General features: G+C 61.9%; 13 protein-coding genes. 12 read left to right on the top strand and 1 reads right to left on the bottom strand.

The annotated features are described in order from the left end of the window. Positions 1-85: 85 nt before the first annotated feature. The 11 genes from BLW80_RS07905 (at position 86) to BLW80_RS07855 (ending at position 12,390) form a co-directional block, all read left to right on the top strand. Entirely contained in the window at positions 86-1,363 is a 1,278-nt protein-coding gene (locus BLW80_RS07905; protein ID WP_093757545.1) for an amidohydrolase/deacetylase family metallohydrolase, read from the top strand. A 51-nt stretch (positions 1,364-1,414) separates the two neighbouring features. Next, positions 1,415-3,796: a xanthine dehydrogenase family protein molybdopterin-binding subunit gene (locus BLW80_RS07900; protein ID WP_093757544.1), complete on the top strand. Its 2,382-nt coding sequence runs from the start codon at positions 1,415-1,417 to the stop codon at positions 3,794-3,796. Then, positions 3,793-4,626 carry an FAD binding domain-containing protein gene (locus BLW80_RS07895; protein ID WP_093757543.1) on the top strand — a complete coding sequence of 278 codons (834 nt, stop codon included), beginning with the start codon at positions 3,793-3,795 and terminating at the stop codon, positions 4,624-4,626. Before BLW80_RS07900 ends, BLW80_RS07895 begins: the two co-directional genes overlap by 4 nt. Next, positions 4,623-5,825 carry a xanthine dehydrogenase family Fe-S subunit gene (locus BLW80_RS07890; protein WP_093757542.1) on the top strand — a complete coding sequence of 401 codons (1,203 nt, stop codon included), beginning with the start codon at positions 4,623-4,625 and terminating at the stop codon, positions 5,823-5,825. Before BLW80_RS07895 ends, BLW80_RS07890 begins: the two co-directional genes overlap by 4 nt. 79 nt (positions 5,826-5,904) lie before the next feature. After that, complete coding sequence (locus BLW80_RS07885; RefSeq protein WP_093757541.1) at positions 5,905-7,059, top strand: ABC transporter substrate-binding protein; 1,155 nt, start codon at positions 5,905-5,907, stop codon at positions 7,057-7,059. Between the two features lie 201 nt (positions 7,060-7,260). Beyond that, a complete protein-coding gene (locus tag BLW80_RS07880) occupies positions 7,261-8,133 on the top strand; it encodes a branched-chain amino acid ABC transporter permease (protein ID WP_170849610.1) in 873 nt (290 codons plus the stop codon). Beyond that, complete coding sequence (locus BLW80_RS07875; protein WP_093757540.1) at positions 8,130-9,176, top strand: branched-chain amino acid ABC transporter permease; 1,047 nt, start codon at positions 8,130-8,132, stop codon at positions 9,174-9,176. Before BLW80_RS07880 ends, BLW80_RS07875 begins: the two co-directional genes overlap by 4 nt. Further along, complete coding sequence (locus tag BLW80_RS07870; RefSeq protein ID WP_093757539.1) at positions 9,176-9,988, top strand: ABC transporter ATP-binding protein; 813 nt, start codon at positions 9,176-9,178, stop codon at positions 9,986-9,988. The genes BLW80_RS07875 and BLW80_RS07870 overlap by 1 nt, the downstream gene beginning before the upstream one ends. Further along, positions 9,981-10,685 carry an ABC transporter ATP-binding protein gene (locus BLW80_RS07865; protein ID WP_068729545.1) on the top strand — a complete coding sequence of 235 codons (705 nt, stop codon included), beginning with the start codon at positions 9,981-9,983 and terminating at the stop codon, positions 10,683-10,685. Before BLW80_RS07870 ends, BLW80_RS07865 begins: the two co-directional genes overlap by 8 nt. Beyond that, positions 10,675-11,019 carry a Rieske (2Fe-2S) protein gene (locus tag BLW80_RS07860; protein ID WP_244528043.1) on the top strand — a complete coding sequence of 115 codons (345 nt, stop codon included), beginning with the start codon at positions 10,675-10,677 and terminating at the stop codon, positions 11,017-11,019. The genes BLW80_RS07865 and BLW80_RS07860 overlap by 11 nt, the downstream gene beginning before the upstream one ends. A gap of 228 nt (positions 11,020-11,247) precedes the next feature. Continuing rightward, complete coding sequence (locus tag BLW80_RS07855; RefSeq protein WP_244528042.1) at positions 11,248-12,390, top strand: alpha/beta hydrolase family protein; 1,143 nt, start codon at positions 11,248-11,250, stop codon at positions 12,388-12,390. 42 nt (positions 12,391-12,432) lie between these two features. Here the strand turns inward: BLW80_RS07855 and BLW80_RS07850 are convergent, their stop codons facing one another. Continuing rightward, complete coding sequence (locus tag BLW80_RS07850; RefSeq protein WP_244528041.1) at positions 12,433-13,131, bottom strand: MarR family winged helix-turn-helix transcriptional regulator; 699 nt, start codon at positions 13,129-13,131, stop codon at positions 12,433-12,435. A 194-nt stretch (positions 13,132-13,325) separates the two neighbouring features. Here BLW80_RS07850 and BLW80_RS07840 point away from each other — a divergent pair, with 194 nt between their 5' ends. Continuing rightward, entirely contained in the window at positions 13,326-14,855 is a 1,530-nt protein-coding gene (locus BLW80_RS07840; protein WP_093757536.1) for a porin, read from the top strand. Positions 14,856-14,928 lie beyond the last annotated feature (73 nt).

Raw genomic sequence — 14,928 nt, 5'->3', positions numbered from 1 at the left:
GCACGGACTTTGCTTTTGTAAAATACGAAGTATGCTTCGTATTTTGGTGGATCTCTAATGTCCGCCGGAACGCAAGGAGACCGCCATGTCCGTTACCGCCTCATTCGACCTGCTGCTGCGCGGTGGTCGTGTTATCGATCCCGCCGCCGGTGTTGACGGCATCAAGGATGTCGCCATTCGCAATGGCAAGATCGCCGCCGTGCAGTCCGATATTTTGCCGACCAGCGCGAAGGAAGTGGTGGATGTGACCGGCAAGCTGGTGCTGCCGGGCATGATCGATACTCATGCGCACGTCTATCAGTATGTCAGTGGCCGTTTCGGCATGCAGCCGGATATGGTCGGCGTGCAGTCCGGCGTCACTACGCTGATCGATCAGGGCGGTCCGTCCTGCATGACGCTGCCGGGCTTTCGTCATTTTATAGCCGAGCCCGCGAAATCGCGCGTTTACGCGTTCCTGTCGGCTTATCTCGTCGGCGGTCTCGAAGGGCATTTCTATCCCAACCTCTACAGCCCCGATGGCGTCGATATCGACGCGACCGTGAAATCGGCGGTGGCCAATCGCGATCTCGTTCGCGGCATCAAGGCCCATGCGGAAATCGGCGGCTTCGCGCGCTGGGGCATTCGCGTGATGGAAATGGCGGCCGAAATCGGCAAGCGCGCGGAATTGCCAGTGTATGTGCATTTCGGCCAGCTCTGGGGCCTGCCGGAATCGGGCAACAACGGCGAAGACGTCGATACAATTCTGGAGCGTGTGATCCCGCTGCTCAAGGAAGGCGATGTTCTGGCGCATCCGTTCACGCGGCATCCCGGCGGTTTCGTCAATCGCGAAGGTGAAGTGCATCCGGTGATCCAGGCCGCGATCGATCGTGGCCTCAAGATCGATGTCGGCCATGGCAGCCACTTCTCCTATCGCCTCGCCAAGAAGGCGATTGCCGCCGGCATCGTGCCGAACACACTCGGCGCCGACATCCACGGTTACAACACCGAGGTGCCTGCGCCTGCCGGCACGCCGGATGAGCACGAGGATGACGAGAACCATCCGTTCAAGGGCCAGGCCAAGTTCAGCCTGGTGCAGGCGATGAGCTCGATGATTTCGCTCGGCCTAACGCTGGAACAGGTGGTGCCGATGGTGACGTCGAACCCGGCCAAGATGATCGGCCTGTCCGACAAGATCGGCTCGCTCAAGGTCGGCATGGATGCCGACGTTTCGGTGCTCGTCGAAAAGCCCGGTCGTTACATCCTGCGCGACAACGAGAATACCGACGTGATTGCGAACGGCCTGCTGCAGCCGGCCTTCTGCCTGCGCGCGGGCACCCGCTTCGATCCGATCGCTCCGATCCTTCCTCAGGCCGTTGCGGCCTGAGCTTTGCAAGCCAGTTCGCTAGTCAATCCGGAAGACGCCGGGAGTTCGTCGATGCGCAATGAGCGAGATATCTCGCCCGTCGCCCCTGCTTCAAAGCAGGGCGTCGGCGCGCGCGTACCGCGCAAGGAGGACGATCGCCTCATGCGCGGGCGTGGGCAATTCGTCGGCGATATCAGGCTAGCGGGATTGCAGGACGTCGCTTTCGTCCGCAGTCCGCTGGCGCATGCGCGAATCCGGGCGATCCATATTCCCGAGCGCTATCGCGATGTGGTGTTCACGTCCGCCGATCTTGTCGGCATCAAGCCGATCCGCGCGATCACGGGATTGGCCGGCTTCAAGCCGTCCGACCAACCCATTCTGGCCACCGATAAAATTCGTCAGGTCGGCGAGCTCGTTGCCATGTGCGTTGCGCCCACGCGCGCCGAGGCTGAGGATATCGCGGCCTCCGTCACGCTCGATCTCGAAGAGCTGCCCGCCGTCTACGATATGCTCAAGGCGCGCGAGCCCGGCTCGCCGCTGGTGCATGAGCACTGGGGCGACAACGTCTTTCTCGAAAGCTTCTTCGAACTCGATATTTCCAGCGCTCTCGACGCACCGATCAAGGTGACGCGCGAAATCTCGACCGCGCGGCAATGCATGTCGCCGCTCGAAGGTCGGGGTGTCATCGCGACGTTCGATCATCGTCTCGATCAGCTCACGCTCTATACGGGTAGTCAGATGCCGCACATTGTGCGCAACGGGTTGTCCGATTGCCTTGAGATGGATCAAGGACAGATCAGGATCGTCTCGCCGGATGTCGGTGGCGGCTTCGGTCACAAGGGCATCTTGCTGCCGGAGGAAGTCTGTCTGTCATGGCTCACCATGAAGCGCGGCTTCCCGGTGCGCTGGATCGAGGATCGCCGCGAGCATTTGGTCGCCAGTTCCAACTGCCGCGAGCATCACTACAAGATCACCGTCTATGCCGATCGCGACGGCACGCTGCGCGGCATCGATTGCGAAGCCACGGTCGATTCCGGCGCCTATTCGTCTTACCCGTTCTCGGCCTGCCTCGAAGCGGCGCAGGTGGTCAGCATCTTGCCCGGCCCCTATCAGATGCCGGCCTATCGCTGCCGCACCTATTCGGTGGCCACCAACAAATGTCCGATCCTGCCCTATCGCGGCGTCGCCCGCACTGGCGTGTGTTTCGCGCTGGAGCTGATGCTCGATCTCGTCGCGGCGGAAGCAGGGCTTGAGCCCGGCGACGTCCGGCTGCGCAATCTGGTGCGACCGGAGCAGATGCCGTTCGACAACATCACCAAGAAGCATTTCGACAGCGGCGATTATCCCGAGGCGCTGCGACGCGCTGTCGCGCAGATCGATATCGATGGCATCCGTGCGCGGCAGCGCAAAGGCGAGGCCGATGGACGCCTGATCGGCGTCGGCCTCTCGATCTATTGCGAGCAGGCTGCGCATGGCACCTCGGTCTATTCCGGCTGGGGCATTCCCATGGTGCCCGGCCATGAACAGGCCACCGCGCGACTGACGCCGGATGGCGGACTCGAACTGAAGGTTGGCGTGCATTCGCACGGTCAGGGCCTCGAGACGACGTTGTCGCAGGTCGCGTTCGAAATGCTCGGCGTCGATGTCGCTAAAATCCGCGTCGTGCATGGCGACACGGCGATGACGCCTTATTCGACCGGTACCTGGGGCTCGCGCTGCATGGTGATGGCCGGCGGCGCGGTGGCGACGGCGTGCCACGAACTCGGCGAGCGCGCCAAGAAGATCGGCGCCAAGCTGCTGCAGGTCGACGAAGCCAATGTGGTGCTGGTGGATGGCGAGATCCGCGGACCCAATGGCAGCGTGACGCTGAAGGAAATCGCACACACTTGGTATCGCCGCCCGCAGGATCTGCCCGGCGATGTCGACCCCGGCGGGCTGGAAGCGACCTCCGGCTACAAGCCGCAGCGTGACAGTGGCACGTTCAGCTATGCTGCCCATGCGGTCACCGTCGCCGTCGATCCCGATCTGGGCGATGTGGAAATTCTCGATTACGTCATCGTCGAAGACGGCGGCGTGCTGGTCAATCCGATGATCGTCGATGGCCAGATCTATGGCGGTCTCGCGCAGGGCATCGGCACAGCGCTGTATGAGGAGATGCCGTTCGATCGCGCCGGTCAGCCGCTCAATACGACATTGGCCGATTATCTGCTGCCCGGTCCGACCGAAGTGCCGATGCCGTGGCTCGATCACATGGAAACGCCGTCGCCTTACACCAAGTTCGGCGTCAAGGGCATCGGCGAAGGCGGGGCCATCGCGCCGCCGGCGGCGATCGGCAATGCGGTGAACGATGCGCTGCGCGGTCTCGGCGTCGAGATGCTGCAGTCGCCGATCACGCCGCGCCGCGTGCTGCAGGGCATTCTCGCAGCGCGCGATGCGAAGAGGACCGCCGCATGAAGCCGGCACCTTTCGCCTATGAGCGCCCGCGCGACGTCGCCTCGGCCTTAGCCGCAATGGCTGGCGATGGTGTGATCAAGATCATGGCCGGAGGCCAGTCGCTCGGGCCGATGCTGAATCTGCGTCTGGTGGCTCCCGACACCATCGTCGATATCACCGGCCTCGCCGAGCTGAAGCATGTGGAAGTCGCCGGCGATGAGCTGGTGATCGGCGCCTGCGTCACCCATGCCGATATCGAGGATGGCCGCATTCCCGACGTCACCCGCGGCGCGATGCAACGCGTGGCCTCCGCCATCGCCTATCGCGCGGTGCGCAACCGCGGCACCGTCGGTGGTTCGCTCAGCCATGCCGATCCGTCCGCGGACTGGGTCTCCACTTTCGCCGCACTTGGCGCGACGCTGTCGCTGCGTAGTGCAAGCGGAGTGCGGCGTGTTGCGATGAAGGATTTCATGCTGGGTGCGCTGGAAAGCGTGCTGCAGCCCGGCGAGATGCTGGAAGCCGTGCGCGTGCCAGTGATGTCTTCCTCCGCGCGCTGGGGCTATGTGAAGAGCTGCCGCAAGACGGGCGAGTTCGCCCATGCCATTGGCGCGGTGCTGATCAATCCAGAAGCTGGCAAGGCACGTATCGTCATTGGCGCAGTCGAAGCCGCGCCGATCATCGTTGAGAATGCCGAAGAACTGTTCGGCGGGCGTATCACCAGCGATTTCAAGTCGCGCTTCGACGCGCGCGTCGCCGACACCCTGCTGTCGAAGGCCGGCATGAGCGATGCCGCCGACCGGCATATTCACGTCACCATTCTGCGCCGCGCTGTTGCGGAGGCCGCGGCATGAACTCGGTCGAACTCACCGTCAACACTCGCGCCGTGAAGAGGGACGTCGAGCCACGTACGAGTCTCGCCGACATGATGCGCGACACGCTCGATCTCACCGGCACGCATCTCGGCTGCGAACATGGCGTCTGTGGTGCCTGCACTATCCTGGTCGATGGCATACCGACGCGCTCCTGCATCACTTATGCGGTGGCCTGCGACGGCGCTGACGTCACCACCATCGAAGGTCTTGATGATGACGAGATTGCCACGGAGTTGCGTGCGGCCTTCACGCGCGAACATGCTTTGCAATGCGGTTACTGCACGCCGGGTATGCTGGTCTCCGCACGCGATCTGGTGAAGCGCCTGCCGGATGCTGACGAGAAGCAGATCCGCATCGGCATGTCAGGCAATCTCTGCCGTTGCACTGGATATGTCGGCATTGTCCGCGCCGTGCAGTCGGTCATCACAGAGCGCCGCGCGCGCGATATCGCGCCGGAGCCGGATGCTGGCCGCAAGGTGCTGGGACCGGCAGGGTCAGGGCACGAAGCCTGTGTCAGCTCCCAGAAGCCGATGCCCGCGCAGCCTGCTGTATCCGAACCGGCTGCCGCCGTCGCACCGCTGGACATTCCAGACTTCACGCCATCGACCACACTTGAACAGCAATTCACGGTCGCGCATGCACCTGCAAAAGTCTTTGCACTGTTCGATGACATCGCGGCCGTCGCCTCGTGCCTGCCGGGCGCCACGCTGGTGGGCACGCCCAGACCCGAGCGGGTCGAAGGCGCGATCCGCGTCAAGATCGGGCCGATCTCCGCCAATTTTAAAGGCGCCGCCCGCGTCGAGCGCGACGAGGCCAATCTCTCCGGCCGCATTCTCGGCATAGGCAGCGACCAGCGCAGCCGCTCCACCACGCAAGGCGAAATCCGTTACCGGCTGGTGCCGCAGGATGACGGCGCGGCGACGCGTGTGGAGCTTTCCATCGGCTACAGCCTCACCGGCATGCTGGCACAGGTCGGTCGCAGCGGGTTGGTGCGCGATCTCGCGGGCCGGCTGGTTGCGGAATTTGCCGGCAATCTCGATCGCCGCCTGTCGGGCGATGTGACGTCGGCGCCGTCAGCGGCAGCCGATCTGAATGGTGTTTCGTTGATCCTCGGTCTCCTGCGTGAGCGCGCGATGCATGTCGTTCGCCGTCTCTCCGGGCGCGGAGGATCAGCGTGAGAGATCGACGTTCGCTTGGACATGCGAACGGCGAGGTTTGGACTGCGCAAGTTTCATCAGCGTAACACTGGAGGACCACATGATACGGACCATCAAGGCAGCTTCGGCGACGGCCCTGGCAATTGCTTTCCTGAGCAGTGCTGCGACTGCGCAAACCATCAAGATCGGCGTCAACGAACCGCTGACCGGTGCCTTTGCCGCGTCGGGCACGTATGTCGTTAACGGCGCCAAGATCGCCGCCGACGAGATCAACGCCAAGGGCGGCCTGCTCGGCAAGAAGATCGAACTCGTCATCGAAGACAACAAGAGCAATCCGACCGAAGCTGCTGCCGTCGCCGAGAAGTTGATCACGCGCGACAAGACGCCAGTCATGCTCGGCGCCTGGGGCTCCAGCCTCACCCTCGCCGTGATGCCGAAGCTCGTCGAATACGAAACCGCGATGGTCGTCGAGACCTCGTCGGCGAGCAAGATCACCACCTCGGGCAATCCTTACGTGTTCCGCATCTCGCCGCCGTCTTTCGTGGAAGCGGCCGCCTTCAAGAACATCGTCGACAAGCTGGCGTTGAAGAAGGTGGATTTTCTTGTGATCAACAATGACTGGGGCCGTGGCACCGCCGAGGACTTCAGCAAGATGATGAAGGAGAAGGGCATCACCATCGGCCTGGTCGAGACCATGGACCAATCGGCGCAGGACATGAGCGCCCAGCTCGCCAAGATCAAGGCGACCGACTCCGAGACGGTGATCATCACGGCTGCGGTCGATCAGTTGACGCTGATCTTCAAGCAGGCGGCGGCGCTCGGCCTGAAGAAGCGGATCATCACCACCGGCGGTTCGCAGAACCCCGACCAGATCATCGCGCAGGCCGGTGCCGCTGCTAACGACACCATGCATCTGACGACCTTCCTGCCCTGGATGCCGGAAAAGACGCCGAACCCGGAAGCTACCACCTATTTCATCAATGAGTGGAAGAAGCGTGGCTTCGATTTCGCCGGCTGCACCGAGAGCTTCCGTGGCTATGACGGCATCCGCACCATCGCGGCGGCCATCGAGAAGGCCGGCAAGGCCGAGCCGGCAGCGATCAAGGATGCGCTCTGGAAGATCGACGTCAAGGGCCTGAACGGCGACATCGTGTTCAAGAAGTCGGGCCCTGCAGGTCAGGAGAGCGGCCAGAGCTTCCCGAACGTCTATCTAGTCGAAATCTCCGGCGGCAAGATCGTGATGAAGGATCTGTGATCCAGACGAACTCCGGCAGTGAGCTCCCTCTCCCCGCTTGCGGGGAGAGGGGTGGGGTGAGGGGCACTTGCGAGTGAAACACTGGCTCCCCCTCACCCGAAGCCTCGCTGTCGCTCGGCTCCGACCTCTCCCCGCCCGGCGAAGCAAAGCTTCGTTAGGCGGGGAGAGGTTAGCACCATACTCGAACCTTTAGGGCCGCTCGTGGACCAGCTCCTGCAACACCTCGTCAATATGCTTGTGCTCGGCGGCACCTATGCGCTGCTCGGCATCGGGTTGACGCTGATCTTCGGCATCATGAACGTGGTGAACTTCACCCACGGCATCCTCTACACATTCGGCGCCTATATGATGTTCATTGTCGTGCATCAGCTCGGGCTGAATTTCTTCGTGGCGCTGCCGGTGGCGATCGTCGCTGGTTGGCTGCTGGGCGCCGTCATCGAGATCACGCTGCTGCGGCCGCTGCGCGGCGCCGATATCGACACTACCATGCTGGTGATGATCGGTGCCTGGATCGCGATGCAGTCTGGCGCGCTGTGGATCTGGGGTGGCGTTGCCAAGTCGATCGACAATCCGTTTCCTGACGCGCCGTTGGTGATCGGACCTGTGTCCGTGTCCTGGCTTCGCTTGTTCGTGCTGTTCGCCGCCGCGCTGCTGATCGTGCTGGCTTACTCGCTGATCAATCTCACCAAACTCGGCAAGGCAATGCGCGCGACCTTCCAGGATTCCGACACCGCCGCGCTGATGGGGGTCAATGTCAGCCTGATCTACACCTCGACCTTTGCCATTGGCTCGAGCCTTGCGGCCGCTGCCGGCGCCTTGCTCGGTCCGGTCTATGTCGTGTTCCCGCAGATGGGCGATCTCGCCGCGGTGAAAGCCTTTGCCATCGTCATTCTCGGCGGTCTCGGCAACATTACCGGCGCGGTCATCGGCGGTTTCATTCTCGCTTTGGCGGAAGAGCTTGGCGCCGGCTACGTGTCGTCGGGCTATCGCGATGCCATGGGCTTCCTGATCATCATCATGGTGCTGATCTTCAAGCCGACAGGATTGTTTGCACGGGCGGAGCGCGTCGGATGAAGCAGATCGTCACGCTCCTCTGTCTCGCTTTCTTCTCCTCCGTACCGATGTGGCTGACGGATCCGTATCTGCTCAACGCGCTGATTACGACCGGCATCTTCATCATCGGCGCCATGAGCCTCAATCTGCTGCTCGGCTTTACTGGACAGCTCAGCCTCGGCCATATCGCCTTCTTCGGCATCGGCGCCTATGTCAGCGCGCTGACATCGCTGGGATTCGATGTGCCGATCTACGGTGATTTCCATATCGTCCACGTGCCGTGGCCGCCGATTGCGGGCTTCTTTCTGGCGATCCTCATTTCGGGCTTCTGCGGCTATCTGGTCGGACGCCTGTCCTTCAGCGTGCGCGGCGCTTACTTCGTCATCGTCACGATCTCGTTCGCCGAAGTTGTCAGGCTGGTGGCGCTGAACTGGGTCGAGCTGACGCAGGGCCCGTTGGCGCTGACCAATATCCCGTCGATCACCATTGGTCTGCCGGGGCTTGGTTATCTCGTGCTGAAGACCAAGTTTCACAATTACTATCTTGTGCTCGCTGTCGCCGCGATCTCGTATTTCCTGATCTCGCGCCTCGTTCATTCGCACTACGGCCGCGCCATGCGCGGCTTGATGGAGAACGAGACGTTGGCTGTCGCCGTCGGTATCGACGTTACCAAGACGCTGACACTGGCTGCCGTGATCTCTGCCGGTATCGCCGGCGCGGCGGGAAGCCTTTACGCGCATTACATCCGTATCATCGATCCCGACGTCTTCGCTTTCATCTCGACGGTGACTATGGTGATCATGGTGGTGTCGGGCGGCAAGGGCTCGCTGGCCGGGCCCGTCGTCGGTGGCGTGATTTTCGGTCTGCTGCCGGTGTTCCTACGGCCGATCATGCCGCCGGAGGCACAGTGGATCACCTATGGCGTGGTGCTGATCGTCATCCTGTTCGTCATGCCGCGCGGCATCGTGCCGTCGCTTGCCGCGAAACTCGGTTTAGCCCGGGCCGGCGGAACCAGACGGGCGTCCATCGCCGTCTCCGAACGCACCGCCGAGGAGCACGCGTGATGGCCGAGACAGTCCTCAGCATTGAACATGTCGCGGTCCATTTTGGCGGCCTTGTCGCGATCTCGGACATGAACTTCCATGTCAACAAAGGTGAGATCGTCAGCCTGATCGGGCCGAACGGTGCCGGCAAGACCACGGCCTTCAACGTCATGACCGGCTTTCTCACGCCCACGAAGGGCGCGGTGAACTATTGCGGCGCGGACCTCAAGGGCAAGAAACCGCATGAAATCGCAGATCTCGGGCTGATCCGCACCTTTCAGCGCACCAGCGTGTTTCCCAACGACACGGTCTACGACAACGTCCTGATCGGCCTGCATCGCCAAGGGGAGCTTAAAGGCAAGCTTGGCCTTGCCGAAGCCATTCTCGGCCTGCCGCGCGCCCGCGCATCGGAGAAAGCGCAGCGCGCCCGTGCCGCCGAACTGGTGCGCTGGATCGGGCTGGAAGCGCGCGCCAACGATCTTGCGGGCTCGCTGTCCTACGGCGAGCAGCGTCTCGTCGGTGTCGCGCTGGCGCTCGCCGCGCAGCCGAAGATGTTGCTGCTCGACGAGCCTGTGTCCGGCATGAACGCGTCGGAGACACATACTTTCGTGCAACTGATCCGCAATATCCGGGATCGTGGCGTCACGATCCTCTTGGTTGAGCACGACATGCCGATGGTGATGAGCGTGTCGGATCGCATCGTCGTGCTGAATTACGGCCGCATCATCGCTGAGGGACCGCCCGACGAAATCCGCAAGAATCCCGCGGTGATCGAAGCCTACCTCGGTCAGAGCGCGAAGGATGTGGTCAAGGAGGTCGCAGTCCATGCTTGAGATCCGTGACATGGTTTGCGCCTATGGCCAGATCTCGGCCCTCAAGGGCATTTCGCTTTCGGTCAAGGCTGGCCAGCTCGTGGCACTGATCGGCGCCAACGGCGCCGGCAAGAGCACGACGCTGCGTGCTATCTCGGGCCTCGTGCCATCACGCTCCGGCAGTCTGCATTTCGACGGCGAAGACATCACCGGCATCGGCGCGCAGCGGGTGCTCACAAAGGGTATCGCGCATTGCCCGGAAGGGCGTCGTGTATTTCCGCATATGACGGTGGCCGAAAATCTCGACATGGGCGCCTATCTGCGCTCGGACACGAGCGAAGTCGCTGTTGACCGCGACCGCATCTATGGCGAATTCCCGCGCCTCGCAGAGCGACGCAAGCAGGCAGCTGGCACGCTGTCCGGCGGCGAGCAGCAGATGCTGGCCATCGGCCGTGCATTGATGTCGCGCCCGCGCCTTGTGATGTTCGATGAACCCTCGCTCGGTCTCGCGCCCAACATCGTCGAGCGCACCTTTGCGATCATCCGCGCGATCCGCGATGCCGGCACGACTGTTTTGCTAGTTGAGCAGAATGCCTTCGCCGCGCTCGAGATGTGCGATCATGCCTATCTGCTGGAGTCTGGGCGTGTCGTGCTGTCCGGCGCGGGAGCGGAGCTGATCGAGAACGAGCATGTGCGACGGGCCTATCTTGGCGGATGACGACAATCCCGCCCGATGGGTCGCGGTTTGCTCACGCGAGCGCCTGACCGAACAGACGATCGTTTGCGTCAACGTGGCCGGCCTCGGTGTGCTCATCGTGCAGGATGGTGAGACGATCTACGCCTGCGAGCGCGCCTGCCCACATGAGCAGGCCGATCTCAGCCTTGGCCGCGTCGCCGATGGCCGGCTGCACTGTCCGCGCCATCTGGCCTGGTTCGATCTGGCAGACGGCAGCATGTCGCCGGGTTGGCCGAGCAGGGGTTTGCGACGCTATCCGGTGCGTGAAAGCGATGCGCAAATCTGGGTCGATGCACAGGCCGTCGTCCCGAAGTAACAAGCCTTCGCGCGAGTTACGCGGCATCGGGCCTGGATGCAGAATTCGTTGGCGCTGCAGCATTCAATTGGTGCAGTTGCGGTATAATAATCATGCTTGCCCCCTCGTAAAGCGCGGATAATACTGCTGAAAAGTCGGACTCCTGAGTGTGTCTGGCAGTACACAAATGGGCGCAAGACCCATGCTTCTCGTCGATCTTTCAAGCGATCTCCGTCAAGGGCCAGGGATGTGACCATTATCGATTTCGGCAGGGCCATCCCATCGTCGCAGGGGCGCGGCTGGCAGCAATGGCCTGGCCATGAAGACTTTTCGCTGCAGTTCTTGCGCGTGCTGCGCGCGGCGCAGGAAGGCGGAAGTACCGTTTCGGAATGTTTCCTGGCGGCGGAGCGTATCAATCCGCGCGATGACGAGAGCTGGTATCGCGAATGGTATAGCGCGGCTGATATCAACCGTGAGCGCGCCGCGGAGGCGCTGGCCAGCGGCCACATCCCGACGGCGCTGAGCAACTGGCTGCGCGCGGCCAACTACTATCGCACCGCTCAGGTCATGCTCGCTTGCAGCGATCCGCGGCAAGGCGCCGCCATCGCCCTAATGCAGGATTGTGCCCGACTTTACGTGCAGCATGCAACGCCTGCCGGCGAGGTCGTCGAGATCCCGTGGCGGGACGGTGTGTTGCAGGGATACTTCGTTCCTGCGCCGCGCGTGACGCGGCCGCTGCCGGTCGTTCTCTGCGTCGTCGGGCAGGGCCACTACAAGGAAGAGCATCTGCACAGGGTGCCCAGCTACGCGCTGGAACGCGGTCTCTCGCTGTTGCTCGTCGATTTGCCCGGTCAATCCTATAGCCAGGAGATGATCGGGTCGCCTTGTCGGTATGAGGTCGAAACGGCGATCAGCGGCTGGGTCGATTTCCTGGCTGACCGCAGCGATATCGATCAGGAGCGAATTGCGATCTTCGGAGACGGCCTGGGAGCTGCCTTTGCGACGCGCGGCGCCAATCTCGACGACCGCTTTGCAGCAGCTGTTTGCGATGCCGGAATCTGGGAGCTTCACGAGCGCGCGTTTATTGCCAGCCGCATTTCAGGCCGCGCAGGTCTGGGCTGTCCGAGTGAAATCGAGGGCTTCAACAGCAGCAGCGTTGCCGCCAATATCAAATGCCCGGTCCTGGTTGCCATGGGCGAGCGCGACTGGCTCGATGTCGATCACGTCACGGAATGTTGCCGCGTCATGAAACAAAACGGCCTCGACATCGAACTGAAGATCTTCCGCGCGTCGGAAACGGTGGCCCCGCCCGCTCAGATCGATATTCCGACAGTGGGCAACGAGTTCATTTTCGACTGGATTGTCGATCGTCTGGACTCACGAACGAAGTAGGGCGCGGCGGGGTCGATTGATCCGCCACTCACCCGGCGATGGTCAGCTCTCGACTTCCAGCATCAGTGTCGCTTTTTCGAGGCGACTCTTGAGCCGGGACATGTGCTGTCCGATCTCCTTCAAGGCCTGCTCGTCAAAATCGCTGAGAATGAAATCCCCGAGCGACTCCCTACGAGCTGAGAGCGCGGAGATTTTCTTGCTGGCCTTTTCGGACAGCGACATCAGTACGACGCGGGCATCCTCGCGGGACGCGACGCGCCGCATGAAGCCATTCTTCTCGAGCATTTTGGATTGGGTGGTGACGAAGGAGGGGTCGACGTGGAGCATGGCGGACACATCCTTGACCGGCACGCCGTTGCCGCGATCAAGGTCGCTGACGGCCATCAGGATCATCCATTGCGGTCCGCTGATGCCGAGCTCCTTGGCCCAGAACTGGCGGATTCCCTCAAGATGAACGTTGATCGACGCGATGTCCCAGATGAACTGTCGGATGATCTCCTGATTCTGGCCGGTCACCCAAATCGAAAGCTCATTTTCGTTCCAGCCCGCAGATCCCCCACGCATAGTCACCACTGCCCCGCCGGCCATTCCATCGTCCCACACTTCCCAGAATTCTATAATTGTATCAGTGAATTGTGACGTGCAAACCACGATTTCGTGTGTTGCCGGGAAACCACACTGCATCGCGATAAAGTTACCTGAGTTCATAAAGTATTTTGCTTCTAAGAATTGCGCAGGCATTCTCAGTTCCGGCGATGGGGAAACCCTCAGTCGTCCCGTTGAAGTAGTTCGCTTGAGTGCCTCGCGTTATGCGGGTGTTTCCGAAAGCGCGAAGTATTTGAGCGGTTAGTTTGGGGACTTGGGGGACTAAATCTTCGGGCGTTCGCGCCTGGCAGATCCGGAACCTTCCCTTTTGGACAACTTGGAGGTTTAACATGACGATGATTAAGAGCCTTATCCTCGGCTCGGCGGCGGGTCTGATCGCCATCGGCGGAGCTCAGGCAGCCGATCTTCCGGTGAAGGCCAAGGCAGTGGAATACGTGAAGATCTGCTCGCTCTACGGCGCAGGCTTCTACTACATCCCGGGCACCGACACCTGCATCAAGATCGGCGGCGCGATCCGTTTGGACGTTGCGTTCAACGGCAGCACCTACGACGTTCCGTTCTGGCAGGGTGGTGCCGGCGGCAACAATCTCTGGACCAAGAACTATTTCTCGACCCGTGAACGCGTCAACTTGACGACGGACACCCGCACCGCGACCGAATACGGCGTGGTTCGTACCTACGCGAACATCCAGTTCGACTTCCTCCAGGATCGTGAATCGATCGCTGGCGGTTACACCGAAGTCGACTACGCGTTCATCCAGTTCGCCGGCTTCACCTTCGGTAAGGCCGTCTCGCAGTTCGATCCCCAGTGGGCGCTCGCCAAGCCGTACATCTCGTCGGGCTTCAACGCTGGTTCGAACAACGCGACCGGTATCCCGCAGTTGGCCTACACCGCCTCCTTCGGTAACGGCGTGTCGGGCACGATCTCGATCGAAAACGCTTCGGCCTACCGCAACGCCGGCCTCTGGAATACCAACGGCTTCATCGTCGGTCCGGGCGCTCCCTCGTTCACCGGTGCGTTCTACGGCACGACGTCGAACACCTTCCTGGGCAACGCCTACGGCGGCAACCACATTCCTGACATCGTCGGCAACATCCGCCTCGATCAGGCTTGGGGCACCCTGCACTTCGCTGCTGCAATGCACGCTGCGACTCCGGGCTTCTACGGCACGACCGAAGCTACCGGTCACGCCGATGACAAGTACGGCTTCGCTGTGAGCGGTGCGGTCGAATTCAAGAACCTGCCCACCGGCGCAGGCGACAGCTTGAAGATCGAAGCATCGTACGGCAAGGGCGCAGCCAAGTACGTCTTCGGTGGCACGACCGATACCTCGGGTGGCGGCCGCTACGCGAAGGTTGATGGTAACAGCCTCGGCTTCGGCTATGTTCTGGACGGCGTTTACGCCACCAACGGCCAGATCATCCAGAGCTCCGCTTGGGAAGTTAGCGCTTTCTACGAGCACTACTGGAACCCGGCATGGCGCACGTCGCTGTTCGGCAACTACAGCCACATCTCGTATGGCTCCGGCAACGACCTGATGATGGCCGCCTTCACTGGTGTCAGCACCGGTGGCCCGGGCTTCAACTCGTCGTCGGCTGCTGCCGCTCGTGCGGGTGTGTTCGCCGGCACGGGTAACTTCGACTTGGGTCTCGCCCAGATCGGCACCCGTACCGCCTGGACCCCGGTTCAGAACCTGACCCTGTCGGCTCAGTTCACCTACAGCCGTCTCGATCAGAACCTGAACGGCACCTACACCACCACCGCTGGTGGCATGTCGGGCAAGCCGGCCGGTACGGTCTTCAACACCGCCGATCAGAACCTCTACAACGGTTCGGTGCAGATCCTGCGCTCCTTCTAATTCTGATCGTCTCACGACGACCAGTCTTTGAAACAAAGACCCCCGGCAGGAAACTGCCGGGGGTTTTTGGTTT

It is taken from the genome of Tardiphaga sp. OK245, assembly GCF_900108575.1.
Taxonomy (GTDB): Bacteria; Pseudomonadota; Alphaproteobacteria; order Rhizobiales; family Xanthobacteraceae; genus Tardiphaga; species Tardiphaga robiniae.
This window is presented reverse-complemented; position numbering and strand designations above follow the sequence as displayed.